At 34.4% G+C, this 17596-nt stretch carries 19 protein-coding genes; 8 read left to right on the top strand and 11 right to left on the bottom strand.

All coding sequences use genetic code 11. From position 1 onward, the window contains the following. Positions 1-55: 55 nt before the first annotated feature. Positions 56-2056 (bottom strand): minichromosome maintenance protein MCM, encoded by a 2001-nt coding sequence (locus tag QZV68_RS01500; protein ID WP_296877909.1) that lies wholly within the window; start codon positions 2054-2056, stop codon positions 56-58. Positions 2057-2194: 138 nt separating this feature from the next. Here QZV68_RS01500 and QZV68_RS01495 point away from each other — a divergent pair, with 138 nt between their 5' ends. Next, positions 2195-2614: a hypothetical protein gene (locus QZV68_RS01495; RefSeq protein ID WP_296877908.1), complete on the top strand. Its 420-nt coding sequence runs from the start codon at positions 2195-2197 to the stop codon at positions 2612-2614. Here the strand turns inward: QZV68_RS01495 and QZV68_RS01490 are convergent. Continuing rightward, complete coding sequence (locus tag QZV68_RS01490; RefSeq protein WP_296877906.1) at positions 2611-3240, bottom strand: RlmE family RNA methyltransferase; 630 nt, start codon at positions 3238-3240, stop codon at positions 2611-2613. The two genes, QZV68_RS01495 and QZV68_RS01490, sit on opposite strands and share 4 nt — an antisense overlap. A 1-nt stretch (position 3241) precedes the next feature. Further along, positions 3242-3781 carry a metallophosphoesterase gene (locus tag QZV68_RS01485; protein ID WP_296877904.1) on the bottom strand — a complete coding sequence of 180 codons (540 nt, stop codon included), beginning with the start codon at positions 3779-3781 and terminating at the stop codon, positions 3242-3244. A 147-nt stretch (positions 3782-3928) separates the two neighbouring features. Between QZV68_RS01485 and QZV68_RS01480 the strand changes: the two genes are divergently transcribed. After that, on the top strand, positions 3929-5020 hold the full coding sequence (locus QZV68_RS01480) for a formate--phosphoribosylaminoimidazolecarboxamide ligase (RefSeq protein ID WP_296877902.1): 1092 nt from the start codon (positions 3929-3931) through the stop codon (positions 5018-5020). Between the two features lie 17 nt (positions 5021-5037). Here QZV68_RS01480 and QZV68_RS01475 read toward each other — a convergent pair whose 3' ends face one another. Genes QZV68_RS01475 through QZV68_RS01465 form a run of 3 tightly spaced genes read right to left on the bottom strand, consistent with a single transcriptional unit; the run spans position 5038 to position 8534 of the window. Further along, on the bottom strand, positions 5038-5493 hold the full coding sequence (locus tag QZV68_RS01475) for a hypothetical protein (RefSeq protein ID WP_296877900.1): 456 nt from the start codon (positions 5491-5493) through the stop codon (positions 5038-5040). Positions 5494-5510: 17 nt separating this feature from the next. Continuing rightward, the gene (locus QZV68_RS01470) at positions 5511-5879 is read right to left on the bottom strand and encodes a DUF5518 domain-containing protein (protein WP_296877898.1); all 369 of its coding nucleotides are present in this window, start codon (positions 5877-5879) and stop codon (positions 5511-5513) included. A gap of 57 nt (positions 5880-5936) precedes the next feature. After that, positions 5937-8534, bottom strand: a complete 2598-nt coding sequence (locus QZV68_RS01465) for an ATP-dependent helicase (protein WP_296877896.1) — start codon at positions 8532-8534, stop codon at positions 5937-5939. 282 nt (positions 8535-8816) lie between these two features. Between QZV68_RS01465 and QZV68_RS01460 the strand changes: the two genes are divergently transcribed. Both QZV68_RS01460 and QZV68_RS01455 read left to right on the top strand, forming a co-directional pair. Beyond that, the gene (locus QZV68_RS01460) at positions 8817-9587 is read left to right on the top strand and encodes an SDR family NAD(P)-dependent oxidoreductase (RefSeq protein ID WP_296877894.1); all 771 of its coding nucleotides are present in this window, start codon (positions 8817-8819) and stop codon (positions 9585-9587) included. 72 nt (positions 9588-9659) lie between these two features. Further along, the gene (locus tag QZV68_RS01455) at positions 9660-10508 is read left to right on the top strand and encodes a HEAT repeat domain-containing protein (protein WP_296877892.1); all 849 of its coding nucleotides are present in this window, start codon (positions 9660-9662) and stop codon (positions 10506-10508) included. Here the strand turns inward: QZV68_RS01455 and QZV68_RS01450 are convergent, their stop codons facing one another. Together QZV68_RS01450 and QZV68_RS01445 are read right to left on the bottom strand one after the other, a co-directional pair. Continuing rightward, a complete protein-coding gene (locus QZV68_RS01450; RefSeq protein ID WP_296877890.1) occupies positions 10509-11336 on the bottom strand; it encodes a carbon-nitrogen hydrolase family protein in 828 nt (275 codons plus the stop codon). Between the two features lie 46 nt (positions 11337-11382). Continuing rightward, positions 11383-12081 (bottom strand): PsbP-related protein, encoded by a 699-nt coding sequence (locus tag QZV68_RS01445; protein ID WP_296877888.1) that lies wholly within the window; start codon positions 12079-12081, stop codon positions 11383-11385. A gap of 83 nt (positions 12082-12164) precedes the next feature. On the opposite strand from QZV68_RS01445, the gene QZV68_RS01440 reads away from it, so the two are divergent. Next, complete coding sequence (locus QZV68_RS01440) at positions 12165-12644, top strand: hypothetical protein (RefSeq protein WP_296877886.1); 480 nt, start codon at positions 12165-12167, stop codon at positions 12642-12644. Here QZV68_RS01440 and nucS read toward each other — a convergent pair. Further along, positions 12641-13423, bottom strand: a complete 783-nt coding sequence (gene nucS / locus QZV68_RS01435; RefSeq protein WP_296877884.1) for an endonuclease NucS — start codon at positions 13421-13423, stop codon at positions 12641-12643. The two genes, QZV68_RS01440 and nucS, sit on opposite strands and share 4 nt — an antisense overlap. Before the next feature lie 71 nt (positions 13424-13494). Between nucS and QZV68_RS01430 the strand changes: the two genes are divergently transcribed. The 3 genes from QZV68_RS01430 to QZV68_RS01420 all read left to right on the top strand — a co-directional run bounded on the left by QZV68_RS01430 (position 13495) and on the right by QZV68_RS01420 (position 15874). Next, entirely contained in the window at positions 13495-14499 is a 1005-nt protein-coding gene (locus tag QZV68_RS01430; protein WP_296877882.1) for an alpha/beta fold hydrolase, read from the top strand. 1 nt (position 14500) lies between these two features. Then, positions 14501-14779, top strand: a complete 279-nt coding sequence (locus QZV68_RS01425) for a DUF5750 family protein (RefSeq protein WP_296877880.1) — start codon at positions 14501-14503, stop codon at positions 14777-14779. Positions 14780-14944: 165 nt separating this feature from the next. Further along, positions 14945-15874 carry an alpha/beta fold hydrolase gene (locus QZV68_RS01420; protein ID WP_296877878.1) on the top strand — a complete coding sequence of 310 codons (930 nt, stop codon included), beginning with the start codon at positions 14945-14947 and terminating at the stop codon, positions 15872-15874. Positions 15875-15896: 22 nt separating this feature from the next. On the opposite strand, the gene nadA is transcribed toward QZV68_RS01420, so the two are convergent. Together nadA and QZV68_RS01410 are read right to left on the bottom strand one after the other, a co-directional pair. Next, positions 15897-16814, bottom strand: a complete 918-nt coding sequence (nadA, locus tag QZV68_RS01415) for a quinolinate synthase NadA (RefSeq protein ID WP_296877876.1) — start codon at positions 16812-16814, stop codon at positions 15897-15899. Continuing rightward, positions 16807-17595, bottom strand: coding sequence for a mechanosensitive ion channel family protein (locus QZV68_RS01410; protein WP_296877874.1), 789 nt, complete (start codon positions 17593-17595; stop codon positions 16807-16809). Before QZV68_RS01410 ends, nadA begins: the two co-directional genes overlap by 8 nt. Position 17596: the final 1 nt, after the last annotated feature.

Below are 17596 nucleotides of genomic sequence, written 5' to 3'. Positions count from 1 at the left end.
TTGATATTTTTGAAAAAAATAGTAAAATTAAAAAAAATAAAAAAAGTTGAAGAGCCTATGCTCTTTTGAAATATCCTGTATTAGGCTCGTAAATTACTCCTTTTTGCCTTAAATTGCGAACAATGCTTTCCACTTTATCTTCACTTAATCCGTATTTTTCGTTCATGTTGGATATTAGCACATTTAATGGAGCATTTCCAGCATATTCCTCTTCAAGAAGTGCAATTTCTTCAGTTACTCTTTGGATTTTGTCTCTGTCGGATTTAGGTGTTCTTCCTTCCATGATTTCGATATCCATTTCACCGGTTTCAGGGTCAACACCTACCTTTTTAAGACATGCCATCTGCAATCTCACTGCTTTTTCAGCATCTTCTTTATCGACAGTGTCCTTAAGTTTGATTTTAGCGCTGGCTTCAGCCAAACGAATAATAGCTTCCAATTGACGTGCTGTAATTGGAACTGCACCTTGTTCTTCAGGGTTGCTGTTTCTTGTATTTACATAAAACTCCCTTAGGACATTGTTTGCTTCCTCGGTTAATGCAGGATTGGCATTTTTACGGGCATATGCAATATATTTCCTAAGCAGTTCGGGTTCAATTTCATAGTCGATTGTATTCTCTTTATGTATCTTCAATATGTGATCAGCTAATTTTGAATCCCCTTCTCTACTTGGTTTGTCTTCAATTACAAAAATTAAATCAAAACGGGAAATAATCGGCGCAGGCAAATCAATCTGTTCTGCAAGGATTTTATATTTGTCAAATCTACCGAATTTAGGGTTTGCTGCTGCAAGAACGGAACATCTTGAATTTAAAGTTGCCATGATTCCTGCTTTTGCAATACTTACGGTTTGTTGTTCCAATGCTTCGTGAAGTGCAGACCTGTCTTCAGATCTCATCTTGTCCAATTCGTCTACACATACATTACCCTGGTCTCCAAGTACCAATGCACCTGCTTCAAGGGACCATCCTCCAAGTTCATCTCTAACGGCAGCAGCGGTTAATCCTGCACCGGTAGTACCTTTACCACTTGTGTAAATACTTCTTGGAGCCAATCTTGAAACATACTTTAAAATTTGGGATTTACCGATACCAGGATCCCCTACGATAAGAATGTGGATATCTCCCCTTAATTTTGTTTCGTCTTCAAGCTGCTTTGCGGAACCACCAAACAACTGTAATGCAATAGCTTCTTTTACGTCTCTATATCCCCTAATTGATGGGGCTGTTGATTTGATTATTTTATCATAAATGTGGGGATCTTTTGATAGTTCAATAATCTTTTCTTCATCCTCTTCTGACAGTTGAAGTTCTTCAAATTCCTGTTCTAAAGGCTCAATGTGGTTTACATAGATATAGTTTTTAAATTTGCCGCTTCTCTCTTCCCTGAATGTTTTCAATGTTCCGGTTATTCTTACCTTGTCTCCTGGATTCAATTCATCTACTAAATCATCTTCCAATACCATCAGCATTTGCTTAGGTTCGGTTCCTCCGGATAGATTTTCCAATGGCTCCTGCATTCTTGCGGTTTGAGTATCGATATATTTTGATTCTTCTTGGAGCAATCTAAATGACCTTCCACCACATTCGCTACAGAGTGACGGTTCTATAATGGTGTTGCTGGAGGTTTGTTCAACTTCGTGAAGCCTCATACAGCCTCTGCATTCAAATACTCCAGTTTCAATACGTGGTCTGATTTCATCAGTTTTTCTTACAATCCCATCTGCAGCAACGAATGTTCCGATATATTTACTCAGCAATGTTTTTAAAGGGATTATATTGGTAAGATTTTCAAAACGGATGTGGATGTCTGCATCTTTTACAAGAGGGTCAATGTTTTTGATAGCTATTTGGGCAGCCTGAATAACCTCTTCCGGTTTGTCTATTAATAAATCTGCAAGATCAGGATCAAACATTTCTAATGCATTATAGTCTACATTAAGTGATCGCTCATCAGGATATTTTTCAAGTATTTCAAAAACATCATCCTTGTAAGAAGTAGAAAAAAATTCTTCGAATTTTGCAATTGATGTCTGTGATTTAGTAGTAGAATTCATTATCTATATTATTATTTTTTCATACTTTAAAAATTATTGCATGAGAGCATTTGGCAAGTAATGGGATGAGGTAAATATTAAATACTTAAATTAATAATATACATATTATAAATATTTTAATTTTATTTTGAGGGTATTATGAAGAAATCAAGATTAAATGTATTCAAATCCACTTCAATGATGATTTCCGTTGTTGGGATCATTATGATTGTATCAACAATTATCGTTGTGGCGTATGTGGGATATAGTATGGTTTCTGAGGGTATTACAGATGAAATATCTTCAGGCACTCAATACGATGAGCTTGCAGAGCTGAAATCCTCATATTCTGATTTGGCAGTTAAGTTTGATAATGTCAAATCTACATATTATGCGGGAGGAGCTGATGATGTTAAAATTTATAATGATGCAAGACTTGAGTTATCCCGAGCAAATTCTGCTATTGAAAATGTTCAAAGTGCTTTAGATGCAGGAAAACCGTCTAATGAAGTAGATAGTAGAATTGATTTTGCAAAACAAGAACTTAAAGCCGCTAATGATGCTTATAATAATCTTTAATTTCTTTTTTTTCTCTTTTTTGGCATATATTCCAAACCCACCACATACATTTCAGAGCTTTTTTTACGTGAAGATGCAGGTTTGGTTGTTCGCACATGTCTGAATTTTCCTTTAAGCGAATCCAGCATATTTTTATATTCAGGGCCTTGAAAAACTTTCATTACCAGGTTTCCTTTCTCTTCAAGGATGTTTTCCGCTATTTCAATAACGACATTAACCAAATCAATTGACCTCAATTGGTCTATATTTTTAATTCCGCATAGTGAAGGGGATGCATCGGACATTACGACTTTTGCTTTTCCTCCAATAATATCCATAATCTTTTGCTGAACTTCTGGTGTTGTAAAGTCTCCTCTGATTCCATAATAGTTCTCTTCATGGAATTTCTTAAATCTATTCAAATCAACACCAACTACAATTCCTTCTTCTCCGACCTTTTCCAATGCGACTTGGGACCATCCTCCAGGTGCGGCACCCAAATCGACGACAGTATTCCCTTCTTTTATGAGTTTATACTTTTTGTCAAGTTGCTTTAATTTATATGATGCGCGTGAACGATAATCCTCTTGTTTTGCTCTTTTGTAATACGGATCATTGTGTTTTTCCATTTGCCATTTGCTTCCCATTTCAATCCCTCTTGTATTGGTCAAAATCAAGTGCGCTGCATACCGGTGCACCAATTTTTATAATTTCGACATCCACTTCCTTGTTGTTGATTTCAAGTATCATCACAGTTCTGTCTGCAAGTCTAGGCACAATCGGACTTCCCGGATTCAGTAAAAGTACTCCGTCAGTCTGTTCGATTTTTGGCTGATGTGAATGTCCTGTAATCATTATGTCTGCATTCAATTCCTTTGCAAGGTAAACCAGTTGTTGAGTATCTGCTCTAGGATAAACTTCGCCGTGGGCAATTCCAATTTTCAAACCTTCAGCTTCAAGTACCTTTGCTGCAGGTAAATCAATTCCTCTTGTCCTGTCCATATTTCCCTGAACGGCCATTACTGGAGCTATTTTCTCCAAGTCCTCTATCACTTTTAGAGAAGTTAAATCACCAGCATGTATTATCAAATCAACTTCGCTAAATGCATCAAATACTTTTTGAGGTATTTCTTTAGCTCTATCCGGTATATGGGTGTCTGAAATTAATCCTATCAACATTTTTTTCAACCTTTTATATTTTATCGAAATATTATCTTATAATTTGTTGGTTATCCTTTTTAATATTTTTTTTAGAATTTTTTTGGTGATGCAATAAAAACTATATAAATTCTAAAAAACATATATAATATCATCATTCTTTGAGGAGAAGATAAAATGGGCGAAGTTAAAAAGGAAGATATTTTAGATATTTTAGCTAAATATGACAAAAGTGAAATAACAATAGCTACTCTCGGAAGCCATACTTCTTTACATATTTTGCAAGGTGCTAAGGAAGAAGGATTCAGAACTGCTATTGTGTGTCAAAAAGGTCGTGAAATTCCATATCAACGTTTTGATGTCGCCGACGAATATATTATTGTCGACGAATTTAAGGACATAGTCAATGAAGATGTCCAACAAAAACTCAGGGATATGAATGCAATTGTTGTACCTCATGGATCTTTTGTCGCATATGCTGGATTGGATAATGTTGAAGATAAATTCAACGTCCCTATGTTTGGTAATAGAGATGTTTTAAGATGGGAAGCTGAAAGAGATAAAGAAAGAGCTTTACTTGTTGAAGGCGACGTAAGAATTCCTTTCAAATATAATGGTCCTGATGAAATCGACAGGCCTGTTATGGTCAAGTTCCCAGGTGCTAGGGGAGGTAGAGGTTACTTTGTAGCTTCATCTACTGAAGAGTTCAATTCTAAAATTGATGCTATGAAAGCACGTGGATGGCTAGAAGACAGTGATGTTGAAGCGGCCCACATTGAAGAATATGTTTCAGGATGTAATTACTGTATACACTATTTCTACTCAGCACTTGATGATACAGTTGAATTGATGGGTATGGACACCAGATATGAATCCAGTATTGATGGATTTGTAAGGATGCCTGCAAAAGACCAATTGGACATTGATTTAAGCCCTTCTTATGTTGTAACTGGTAACCACCCTGCGGTAATTCGTGAATCATTGCTTCCACAAGTATTTGATATTGCTGATAAATTAACAGAAAGTGCTAAAAAATTAGTTGCTCCTGGATTAAACGGTCCTTTCTGTATGCAGACTTTAGTAAACGATAATCTTGAAGTAATCTGTTTCGAAATAAGTGCAAGAACTGACGGTGGAACAAACACATTTATGGACGGTTCTCCTTACTCCTACTTAACCTACGGCAAACCAATGAGTATGGGTAGAAGAATTGCTTTAGAAATTAAACGTGGTATAGAAAGAGATGAATTGGAAAAAATAATAACATAAATTTAGTTATTATTTTTTTATTCTTTTTTTAAAATTTTACCTAAAAGACCTTTATTTTCGGTTTGAGGCTCTTTGGATTTTTTGTTTTTCTTTTTATTTTTACCGATTTTTTGTTTTTTCTCGTATTCCTCTTTAGCTTTCATACGGTCTCTTTTGGCCCATGCACCAATGACTGTAACGAGTATACCAACAATAAGAATTGCAATAATCATCACTATTCTTCCTGTCTCGGTTAGAGGTATTCCCCTAAATATGTTGTACTCAAATGCAAGATATATTATCGGTGTTGCTGCGAATGCACCAAGTAATGTTGATGTTTTTATATTTGGAGCGTTGTATCCAACATATAGGAATCCGATTGATGCGAAAGCATAAAGGAACTCGTTATACATTGACCCCAATATTACAAATGCGGCGGCGATTCCTGCTCCGAATACTAATGATTTAAAATCTATGTCACTAAATATTTCCATTTTATTTCTCCAAAAACTTATTTTTTAGAAGCTATTGCTCCTCCAATTGCTCCTGTTATTCCCATGACAATTGCGTAATAGATTAATTCTGAGATGACTGCAAACAGGCTTGAAATTCCGGATACTGTAAAACCGGTAAGTCCTCCGAATAATCCGAGGAAACTTCCTCCGACTGTTGCAGATATTATGAATAATACTGCGGATATGATAGTGCCCAATGATCCGGCAACGGCCGCATTCCACATTCCTCCAAAAATCCCGTCATGTGCGATATATCCTGTAATAAATCCAACAACCAATAATCCTATGAATTCATAGTGGGCGAAAAATGAATTAACCATTACAGATAAAATAAATCCTATTATTACTGCTTTCCATTTTGTCATGAGTATCTCCTATTATTCATTATTTATCATTAACTATAAAAGTATTTATAATTGAGTTCAGTAGATGTCTTTTAATTTATCTTTTATTTGGTTTAAAATTGCCTGATGCATTCTTTTTGTAAATTCAGCTTTGTCATTTTGATTCAACACATCCAAATATCCTTGTGATATTAAATTAAATGCAAAAGGGCTGGGTATAACAGTATTTATGGTTTTAACATCCATTTCTTCTGAAGCCACCCATTCAATTACTTTCAAAGCATTTTTAACATCCATGTAATCTTCCAGTGCTTCCCTTCTTGCTTCTTTTAGGATTGAAAAATTCTCATCCATGTCCTGTACAAATTTGAGCAGTATTTTTCCTCTTACTTGCTGGCGTCCTACTGATTTTGATTCTCCCTTGTATCTTCTCAAGGTCATAAGTGATCTTCCGGCGCAATGCCTAAACCTTGAGGCTAATGTTTCTGTTTTGTTGAGTGATTGCGATAGAATATTTTCAAAGTTTTCTGGATTCAATTCTCTAAATGACTCCAAACCTCCGATTTTGCCATCTGAACTTAAATAAAATCCGTTGTCTGATATTGAAATGGTCACGTTGATATTATATCTTTTAGCTACGATGTATGCAACCGCTCTTGAAAGCGCATCGTTGACTTTTCTTCCGAATAATGAGTGGAATATTACGAATCGTCTTCCACCAAATCCCTTGTAGTATTCAATTAATAGGAGTTGGTTGCTTGGTATTTTTGCATATTTGAACTGTTCAACGAAGTATTCATAGATTGAATTGGCTGCAAAGTCATCAACATACAGGTAATCATGTATGAATTCCATTATTTCCTCTTTACTTCTTCTATATCTAAATTTAACGTCCATATGTGCTCTAAACCTTTGGATATCCATCGCCAAATCAAAGGAAAGGGGCAATTGCTGTGAAAACCATGAAGGAATTGTTGGGGGACCCATTGCAGGTGTTACATTTATGGTCATTCCTTTTCCGTAATTGAATCTATAGGTATTTCCTCCTAAAACGAATGTGTCTCCCTTTTTAAGTCTTTCCATAAAATCTTCTTCAATTTTTCCCACAGTTTCTCCGTCACATTTGACTAAAACACCAGAACTATCTGGAATTGTCCCAATATTTGTGGAATAAAGCATTCTGGCTAATTTACCACGTTTTCCGAATGTATTTTTCTTGTAATCTATCCAGATTTTTGCATAAACATACCTTTCTTCAAGTTCGGGATATTCTCCAGCCATATAGCTTAAAACGTCTTCATAATCATCTCTGGTCAGGTTTTTATAACAGTAACTCTTTTTAATCACGTCAAAGGCATAATCAATATCCCATGGGTTTTCTATACTCATTCCATAGATGTGCTGTGCCAAAACATCCAGACAATTGGTTGGAATGTTGATTCGGTCAATCTTTCCTTCTTTTGCATTCTTAAGCAGGACGGAACATTCAACCAAATCGTCACGGTCGGTTACAATTATTTTTCCTCTTGATTTTTCATGCAGCCTATGGCCACTACGCCCAATTCTTTGAAGCGCTCTTGCAACGGACTTTGGGGAATTGATTAGGATAACAAGATCGATGTAGCCTATATCAATTCCAAGTTCCAGTGAAGTTGATGAAACAACGGCCTTCAGTTTCCCTTCCTTTAAGTTGTTTTCAGTTTCAAGGCGCACTTCCTTAGAAAGTGATGAATGATGGGCCATTATGTTTTCATTATTGTAGTGCATAGGATACATTTTCTTTAAATTGTAAACGAAGCGTTCCGTACCGCTTCGGGTATTTGTAAATATTAGTGTGGTCTTGTTTTCCCAAATCAAATCATCCAGAAGATCATACATTCCAAGCCTTGTGTCTTCTTCATCCGCCAGTACAATGTCGCTTACAGGACACATCACTTCCATGTCAAGCTCCTTTAAATAGTTTATATTGACGATTTTGCAGTTTCGCTCAACCCCATATTCGTATCCTGCGAGAAATTTTGCAACTTCCTCGATGGGGCTTACGGTAGCTGAAAGTCCGATTCTGGTAAAGTTTCCTATTAAATGTTGTAATCGTTCAAGAGATAAACTTAAATGAACTCCTCTTTTGTTTTCAGCTAATGAATGAATTTCATCAACGATCACATATTTTACATTGCTTAACTTTTCCCTAAACTTTGGAGCCACCAGTAAAATTGATAATGTTTCGGGGGTTGTGATTAGGATGTGCGGTGGCTTTTTAAGCATCTTTTGCCTTTGGTATTGTGTGGTGTCTCCTGTTCTTACTGCTTTTCTGATTCCCAAATCTTTTCCAGCTATTTTTTCAATTCCTTCTAAAGGTTCGTCTAAATTTTTCTCAATATCGTTGTCCAATGCTTTTAGGGGTGAAATATAAACGCAATAAACTTTGTCTTCAAGTTTATCCTTCTCTGCAAGTGTTGTCAGTTCGCTGATGATTGATAAGAATGCGGTCAATGTTTTACCGGACCCTGTTGGAGATGAAATCAGAATGTTGTTTTTTTTATGAATATCTATGATTGATTTTTTCTGAGCGGGTGTAAAGTCCTCGAATTTTGAATTAAACCATTGTCTAACCCATGGATGCAATATCTTGTAAATTTGCTTTTTGGAATAGCTCTTGGTCTGCTCTTCAATCATTATTTTTAGCCTCTATAAATTTTGATGTTTAATTAAGTTTTAATTTTTATAATATTTAATAATGTTTTTTGATATTTATTGTTCAATATGATAATTTTTAATATTTTTTTCTATGCTCAAACTTTTTTTATTAATTTTTTCTAATCATTTATTGAATAATTTATATGGTTGTTTATTTAAAATTAAATCTTGTTTTAAATTTTGTAGGAATAAATAAAAATTATTAAATAGTTTAATTTACTATACATTTAATCATAGGCTTATGCCTAGGTGGTATTCAAAATGAAAAATTATTTCGATATTAAAGACAAAGTGGCACTTATTACTGGTGCATCATCTGGTCTTGGTTGGCAAATTGCTCAAGCATACGCTAGTCAAGGTGCAAAATTAGCATTATTTGCAAGAAGAGAAGAAAGATTACAAGAAAACGTTGCTGAAATCGAAAAAGAATTCGGAACTGAAGTAATGTATGCTGTATGTGATGTCGGAGATTATGACAGTATCACCGCTGGCGTTGCAAAAGTTATGGATGCTTATGGAAGAATCGATATTCTTGTAAACGCAGCAGGTATGGGTAACAACAAAATGGTCACTGACCAATCCAACGAAGAATGGGAAAGACACATCCACATTGACTTAAGCGGTGTCTACTACATGTGTAAAGCTGTTGGAGAAATTATGATTGAACAGGAATACGGTAAAATCATCAACATTGGTTCAATCCACTCCAGAGTAATCTTCCCTGGTGGAGGAATCAGTGCATACTCTTCAGCTAAAGGTGGAGTAATGAACTTGACCAAAAACTTGGCTGTTGAATGGGCAAAATATAATATTACAGTAAATGCAATCGGTCCTGCAGTATTTGAAACTGAATTAACTGTTGATTCAATTGAAATGGATGGATTTATGGATCTTATTGCAGCATACTGTCCTGCTGGCCGTTTAGGTAAACCAGGTGAATTGGATGGTATTGCAATTTACTTAGCATCTGATGCATCCAGCTTCTGTACAGGTCAATTAATCTGTATTGATGGTGGTTGGACCGCAATTTAAATAAGAGATTATTCTCTTATTTTTTTCTATTTTTTTAATATTTATATAGTACTTGAAATCTAACTTATTAACATGACTGATTTTAATTTTGAAGAAGCTATTAACAATTTATCAAATGATGATGTTAAAGTTCGAAAAGAAGCAATTGAGTCTTTAGTAGGGACTACTGATGAATCAGCTATTGAACCATTAATCAAAGCCACTACTGATGATAATGCTCAAGTTAGGTTTAAAGCAGCTGAAATTTTGGGCAGTATGGGAGATGTAGCTGTTGATAAGTTAATCGAGGAGTTTAAAAATGCTGAAGGTAAAGATAAACGTTTCCTTGCATTCGCACTCAAAGAGACAGAAGATAAAAAAGTAATTCCTTATTTTGTTGAAGCTGTAAATGATGAAGATTTTGGAGTTAGAAAAGTTGCCGTACGTGCTTTAGGTGAACTTCAAGCAGAAGATGAGATAGATACTATTGCCAAATGTCTTGAAGATGAAGATTGGGGTGTTAAATTGGCAGCCATTCAAGCTTTGGGTGATTTGGCCACAGATGATTCTATTAAATTAATTAAAGACGCAAGAAAAACTGAGGATGATAAGGATTTCAAGAAATCCTGTAACAAGGCAATCAAAAAAGCACAAAAAAGACAAAAGGCTAAAAAATCAGGGGAATCCATTGTTAAAGTAATTCCTATGAGCACCATTAAAGAAATGGAGAAAACCAATCCTCAAAAAGCTATAAAAGAATATGAACGTTATGTTGAAGCAAAACAACCTAAAGATGCTCCATACAAACGTTTATGTATTTTATACAGGAAAGCCAACGACTATGATAATGAAGTTAGGGTTATAGAAACAGCTTGCGAAGTCTTTGCTGATAATGATAAAAAATTAGCCTACTTTGAAAAAAGGCTGGCTAAATTGAAATAGCTATTTTTTAATAATTTCGTAAAGATCTTCTCTTTTGTTTTTTAAAAGGGGAAGTTCTTCTCTAATTTTTTTTATTTCACTTAAATCAATTTCTGATATTATCAGGCTCTCGTTTTCATTTGCTTCGGCTATTATTTCACCCCACGGGTTTGCAATAATGGAATGTCCGTAGCTGTTGTAACTTGCATCTCTGTTTAATGCAGGGGCAACACCTATGCAGAAAACCTGATTGTCCAATGCTCTTGAACGGAAAAGCAACTCCCAATGGGCAGGTCCGGTAGTTAGGTTGAATGCTCCAGGATAAAATAGCATTAAAGCACCTTCAAGAGCCATCAATCTTGCAAGTTCTGGAAAACGAATGTCATAACAGATTCCTATGCCTATCTTTCCAAATTCCGTATCTGCTAGGGTTACATTATCACCGGCTGTCAGCACATCAGATTCCATAAATGTTATTTTTCCCTTGACATCGATATCAAAAAGATGCATTTTCCTATGTTTTGCGGTAATTTCACCGTTTCTGTTAAAAAGATAGCTGGTATTGTACAGTTTGCTTCCTTCTTTTTCGGGAATTGATCCTGCAAGGATGTAGACATTATTGTCTAAAGCCAGTTGTGATATTTTCAAAAGAGTCTTGCTGTTTTTTTGCTCTTCGCAATATTCGATAAATTTGTCATTTGAATAGGGGCAGTTAAACATTTCCGGCAAGACTATAAAATCAGCATTTTCAGTAACGCTTCTATTTATCATCATTTCAGCGTTTCTTAAGTTTTCGTCTTTGTCGTCAATAACGTTCATTTGGCAAAGTGCAATTTTAATTTTAGTCATGTTAACACTTTAAAAAATAAAAATAGAAGTATGAAATTAATCATACTTATTTGATGTCTGCGGTATTTATCATTGAGTTAATGTCGTCTGAATTAACAGCGTTGATTGACTCACCGCTTATTTTAAATACATATAGCTTCCCGTCACTAAACATTGAAACAAATCTTGTATAATCTCCATCAGCATTTTCTATGATGATATTTGATCCGTTTCTACCATCTAATTTGACAGTTTCGACAAGTTCAACATATGAATTATTATTTTGAGCAAGACTAATCCTATCTTGAGTTATTTCTTTTAGTGAGGTGGATTCCATTGTACTGTTGTAATATTCAATAGTAGTATTATTTCCATTTTTGAAGAATTTAGCATTGGTGTGCTCTGCATCGCTTTCATTTATTACTTCCCAATTTCCAGGATACTTAAATGAAAATGCTCCTTCGGCAACTTCAACTAATTCACTACTTGATGATTGTGTTGGATTGTTATTGTTGGATCCAGTTAAAAGGATTCCACAGATTACAATCAATGTTACCAAAAGTATTGCACCAATGATAAGTTTCTTTTCTTTTATAATACTGACTGTACTTTCGTTAGAGGATGGTTTTTTTGGTTCTGGTGCTTTATCAAAAATACTTTCTTCTTTAGGTGGTTTAACTTTTGGTTTAGGGAATTTGTATCCACAATTTCCACAAACCGGAGCACCATCGTAACTAGGATTTCCACATTTTGGACATTTTTTCACAGCTCAACCTCCGTTTAAATTTTACATTATATTTAATAATAATGTTTTTATTTTATAAAAAGATATTTATAAATGTGATAAAAATGGCAAATGATGAGATTATTAATATTGATGATATGAATTATGCAATTTATAAAATTGGTGACTGGAAAAACAATTATGAAATTAATCAGATTGGTTTGTCAAGAGAGATTCCTGTTACAAAACACACATTAACTCATGTTAAATTTTCCATGGAGGAAATAAGGAACTCCACATTCGAAATTTCAGATAAATCCGTTAATGGTTTTGTTGCCATTGCATTACAATTAAATCCTAAAGTTCAGAAAATGGAATTGGATGATGTAATTGAGCTTGAAGAAAATGAATATAATCTTATTCTAGGAGAATTGGATGGTTTGGAACTTTTGGAGGATGATGAAACTATTCCATTGGAAAATGAGGATTATCTTATTTATAAACTAGAAAAGGACTGTCATGTTACTAATTCAATCCCTGCAAATAAATTCACAAGAAAATTCTATCTTGATGAAATGAGAAGAATTGAAGATGCATTGCGTTAAAATGCATCCAATGTTACTTTTTTATCTCGTTTTAATTCTCGAGGAGGTTCAATTGATACAAATTCAATACCTTCCTCTTCAATTAGTTCTTGCGCGTCGTCCATTAGGGATGGGGCAACAAGAAGTCCTCTGATTTTTTTCTTTTGGGCTTTACATTCTTTTAAATAATCGTTGTCAGTATTTTCTAAATCCTGAAGATATCTTCTAAGTTGCTTGACTGCGCTGACTCCGGCTTTACGTGCCTTGAGTTCCAAAACCATCAGGTTATTGTCTTTATCTTTTCCTAATATGTCAATGAATCCGTGTTCCACACTATATTCTCGTGTTGTAGGAGTAAAACCCTCTTCAATCATGTGTGGCTTTTCCATAATCATGTCGCTCATGTCTTTTTCATATCCTGCCTGTTCAAGTTCTTCATAGTCTTCGATATTGGCATAATTGATAAATTGAATCTTTCTTATCTCTACGGTTAGCAGTTCCTTTGGAGTTCTTCTGTGGCTTTCGAGGAAAAGATTGTCATTTTTGATATAACTTCTTGTTTTTGATTTGGGAGGCTGCCAATTAACTGGCTCCACTTTTTTCTCTTGATGGATTAAAAATGCCCCATCGGGTTTTATCATAATTATTCTTTCTCCCCAGTCAAGCAAACTTAATGCTCGTCCTTCATAGTTAACTTTACAGCATGCAAATATTACAATTGTTGCTCTTTTGCGCAATGCTTCCTGGACCAGGTCGTATGCATCTTCGCAATTTGGCTTTTCTAAAATTTTATATTTCATCACAATAACATTGTTTAGATTAATTTAAATAATTTGTTTTTTATACTAAAATTAAAAAATAACTTAATTTGGTGGGGATTAAAATTTACGATGATGATTATTTTGAAGATAAAAAAGAGTATTTTACAATGGGCACGTTTCAATTTGAAAATGGAAAAACTCTTGATAATGTAACTGTGGAGTATATGACTTTTGGAACTCCGAAATATGATGAAAATGGAGCTATCAGCAATGCAATTTTGTACTGCCATGGATCTTTGGGCAATTTCTCTTCAATGAATAAAATTATTCCGTTAAGCGGTGGTGATGCTCCTTTTGATAAGAGCAAATACTTTTTCATATCTTCCTCCGCTTTGGGTTCACCGGGGTCATGCTCTCCGTCATCAACCGGTTTGAAAAATAAATTTCCCAAATATTCAATTGGGGACGTGGTCAATTTTCATAAGCAGTTTTTGGCTGAAAAATTCAATATTAATCATATTTTAGGTTTAATAGGTAATTCCATGGGTGGTTTTGTTGGTTTGAAGTTGGCTATTGACTATCCTGATTTTGCAGACTTTATAATATGTGGTGTGAGCAGTTATAAAGTTGCTGGGCATGATTTCATTCTTTCCAAATTTGTAAATGAAATAATCGAGTCAGACCCTGATTACAACAAGGGGGAGATGACTTATTCATTAATCAGAACATTGAGATTGGCCAATTTGGCAGAATTTAATTTTGGTCTTTCTAAAGAAGCATTGAGAGCCATGCCTAATGATGAATTGGCTGCGGAATTTGAAAACTTTGGAAATGAAAGTTTGAATGTTGACATTTATGATGTGAAGTATTGCAATGAATCCTGCATGAATTATGATGTTGAAGATGATTTGGATAAGATAAATTCCAGAGTTCTGATTATTTCATGTAAGCAGGACCCTCATTTTCCTCCGGAACTTGACGGAATCCCAATGTCTGCTATGATTGAAAATTCTGAATTGATTGTAATGGATTCGGAACTGGGACATCTGTGTTTTAATGAACTTGAAAACATTTCTGATGAGTTGTTGATGTTCATGCATGATTTTGAGGGATAACATGGATGTAAAAATATCTGATTATGGTGATGATAATGATAAAAAATTCATTGAATATGAGGTTTTTGGATTGTCTGAAAGTCAGGTCAAATTCTTGGATGAAAATTTAAGCGAAGAAACTGAAGTTGGAAACGGCATATTGAAGATTAAAATGTATTTTGCCGATAATATCTACCCTTTTCAAAGCGAGGTTGCAAAAATCAGATTGGATGATTTCATTTCAAGAGAAGAAATAGAAATGAACGTATTCCTTTCGGGCTTTTTGGAGGATATGTTATAAAATATATTGTTATATATATTTTACTTTAATGTTTATTGCTTGTAAATATATTTATAAATTTCAAAGACAATTATTAATTAGAAGTTAATTTGGGGAGGGATTATTATTAATAATCCTGAATTTATTTTGGAGTATGGGAAGTACACTTTTGATAAGTTTGAATTTGTGAATGGCAAAGTTCTTGAAAATGTTGTTGTGGATTATATTTTAAAGGGTACTCCATGCTATGATGAAGATGGCAACGTTACTAATGCAATTGTTTTTTGTCATAACTATGAAGGAAATGCATCTTCGCTTGCTGACTTTTCACAGTTAACATCTGAAGGCAATCCTTTTGATTTCAATGATTATTTTTTCATTTCAATATCATCTATTGGTGTTCCGGACTCATGTAGCCCTTCCACTACTGGGTTGAGATATAATTTCCCGGAATATAATTTTTTGGATAGAGTCAATTTTAAACGGAAATTTCTTAGGGAAAAATTGAACATGGATAAAGTTCTTGGAATTACCGGCAGAGGATTGGGAGGATATGAAGTGTATACTTGGGCCTGCGAGTATCCTGATGATATGAAATTCATCATTGTTGACAGCAGTGCATATAGGACAACCGGACATCGTTATGTTGTCGCTAAAGGAATTGAAAGCATCATAGACTCAAGCGAAAATTATTATTCTGAATTATACAGTGAATCTTTATCAAAAATAATGGTTTCCATTAATAGGCTTTTATATTCAAGTTATTCTTCCAGAAATACCTTTGATGCAATGTCAAAAGATGAAATCGATGTTTTGATGGATGATTATGTTGATGATGGGTTATTCATTGACATTTACGATTTTAAATTTCAAAATGACGCTATTATTCAGTATGATGTTGAAAATCAGTTGAAAAATGTTAAGGCAAAAGCGCTAATCATCAGCCCTTATGAGGATTTATATTATTCGCCGAAATTCGATACAATTCCTTTGAAGAATTTAATTGATGATTGCGAGTTGTTAATGTTCGAATTCAATAAAAATCAGATAAATGATGTTGATTATAATTATTTCATTGATGAATTAACTTCATTTTTAGAAAATTTTAAAAAATAAAAAAAGTAAGCTAGCGAACTAGCTATTTTGATGCATCAAGCATGTGCTGAACAGCCTTTAAGGATTTTTCAGCAACGTCCTTTGGCAATGTAACCTGTGGAGCTTCATTTATAAGGGAATCCCTTACTTTTTCTAGTGTGTGCAACTTCATGGTTTCACAGATTGCTCCTTCAAGCAAAGGATATAATTTTTTACCTGAAACTTCCAGATTAATTCTTGTAATCATGTCAATTTCTGTTCCGAGTACAAATTCCTCTTTATCACTTTGGGTGATGTACCTTAGCATTCCTCCAGTGGACATTACCTGGTCACATGCTTCCTGAACTTCGATATTACATTCAGGGTGGCATATTATTTCTGCATTAGGGTGCTGCTCTCTTTTCAGTTCAACATCTTCCACATGGAATAATTTATGAACGTAACAGTGTCCTCCTTTTGGAACTGGAATGATTTCTTTATCAGTTTTTTGGGCAACATGATTTCCTAAGTTGGTGTCAGGTCCGAACAATATTTTATCCTGTTTTAAGCTTTCAGTCACTTTCACTGCATTTGCAGATGTGCATAATGTGTCGGCATGCTGTTTTGCTTCCGCAATACTGTTGACATAAAGTATTACTCCTGCATCAGGATGTTCTTCTTTAGCTTTCAATAACTCCTCTTCCGGCAACATATGTGCCATTGGACATTCAGCTTCAAGTGTTGGAATGACAATTTTCTTATCAGGATTTAGAATAAATGCAGTTTCAGCCATAAAGTCCACACCACAAAAGATTACAAGATCTTTGTCATCAATTTCAGAGGCTTTGATACATAATTCCAAAGAGTCGCCCAGAAAATCGGCAATTTCTTGAATTTCTTTTGGCTGATAATTGTGCGCCAGTATTATGGCATTTTTTTCTTCTTTCAACTTTAAAATTTCTTCTTGAATGGAATTACTCATTTTTTTCACCCATTGTATTTATATATTTCCGAATATCGTTAGCGATTATCAGTTTATATTTATCTTTATTTACAATTATTAATTTACGTCTGTCTTCAGTATTAAATTCTTTTATCCAAAAAGATACTTTGACTTTGGTTTGCTTAAAGCTGGTTTCCCTTGCAAAAACATTAGGCATGGGAGTATCAGCTATTTCATCATAAGTTACAATTTTCTTAATAATATAATCTCTAAATTCTTCAACATCAATATTTAAAGGCAATCCAGCATTAATATCAACCCTGCGCAGTTCATCGGATTTAAATTCGAGATAGGGATTGTTTGTTAATGTGGAGTTTGGAACATTAATCTTTATGCCCAAGTCATCAACGATAACGGTTGACCTGAGGGAAATACGCTCGACAGTCCCTTTCTTGCCATCAATTTCAATGGAATCTCCAACTTTAATGCTTTTGCCAAGTATTAATATGATTCCTGAAAATAAATTGGAAATAATGTCCTTAGCTGCAAAACTCACTGCAATACCCACGATACCTAAACTCAATAATGTTCCTGCAAGGTTTATTCCAAAGAATTGCAAAATAAACATTAATGCAATAAAATATATTGTGTAGGTTATAATGTCTTTAATCAGATATGATGCAGTCATATCTCGGCCGGCACGTTCCCCTTTTTTCATGAAATATGAAAAAAGTTTTGTTATGATTGCAGTTAAGACAATAATGATTATTATGTAAACTAAAATTTGTAAATTATTGTCCAGTGTTGTTGGGAGGTTCATA

The sequence above is a fragment of the uncultured Methanobrevibacter sp. genome, assembly GCF_902801725.1.
In the GTDB taxonomy this organism is placed as follows: domain Archaea; phylum Methanobacteriota; class Methanobacteria; order Methanobacteriales; family Methanobacteriaceae; genus Methanocatella.
The sequence above is the reverse complement of the archived record's forward strand: the minus strand, read 5'-3'. Positions and strand labels throughout refer to the sequence as shown.

Coding starts and splice junctions, on each gene's coding strand:
- QZV68_RS01495 (WP_296877908.1), top strand. CDS start 2,195: ATGAAGAAATCAAGATTAAATGTATTCAAATCCACTTCAATGATGATT.
- QZV68_RS01465 (WP_296877896.1), bottom strand. CDS start 8,534: ATGATTGAAGAGCAGACCAAGAGCTATTCCAAAAAGCAAATTTACAAG.
- nucS (WP_296877884.1), bottom strand. CDS start 13,423: ATGAAATATAAAATTTTAGAAAAGCCAAATTGCGAAGATGCATACGAC.
- nadA (WP_296877876.1), bottom strand. CDS start 16,814: ATGAGTAATTCCATTCAAGAAGAAATTTTAAAGTTGAAAGAAGAAAAA.
- QZV68_RS01475 (WP_296877900.1), bottom strand. CDS start 5,493: ATGGAAATATTTAGTGACATAGATTTTAAATCATTAGTATTCGGAGCA.
- QZV68_RS01490 (WP_296877906.1), bottom strand. CDS start 3,240: ATGGGAAGCAAATGGCAAATGGAAAAACACAATGATCCGTATTACAAA.
- QZV68_RS01455 (WP_296877892.1), top strand. CDS start 9,660: ATGACTGATTTTAATTTTGAAGAAGCTATTAACAATTTATCAAATGAT.
- QZV68_RS01410 (WP_296877874.1), bottom strand. CDS start 17,595: ATGAACCTCCCAACAACACTGGACAATAATTTACAAATTTTAGTTTAC.
- QZV68_RS01500 (WP_296877909.1), bottom strand. CDS start 2,056: ATGAATTCTACTACTAAATCACAGACATCAATTGCAAAATTCGAAGAA.
- QZV68_RS01470 (WP_296877898.1), bottom strand. CDS start 5,879: ATGACAAAATGGAAAGCAGTAATAATAGGATTTATTTTATCTGTAATG.
- QZV68_RS01480 (WP_296877902.1), top strand. CDS start 3,929: ATGGGCGAAGTTAAAAAGGAAGATATTTTAGATATTTTAGCTAAATAT.
- QZV68_RS01460 (WP_296877894.1), top strand. CDS start 8,817: ATGAAAAATTATTTCGATATTAAAGACAAAGTGGCACTTATTACTGGT.
- QZV68_RS01425 (WP_296877880.1), top strand. CDS start 14,501: ATGGATGTAAAAATATCTGATTATGGTGATGATAATGATAAAAAATTC.
- QZV68_RS01440 (WP_296877886.1), top strand. CDS start 12,165: ATGGCAAATGATGAGATTATTAATATTGATGATATGAATTATGCAATT.
- QZV68_RS01450 (WP_296877890.1), bottom strand. CDS start 11,336: ATGACTAAAATTAAAATTGCACTTTGCCAAATGAACGTTATTGACGAC.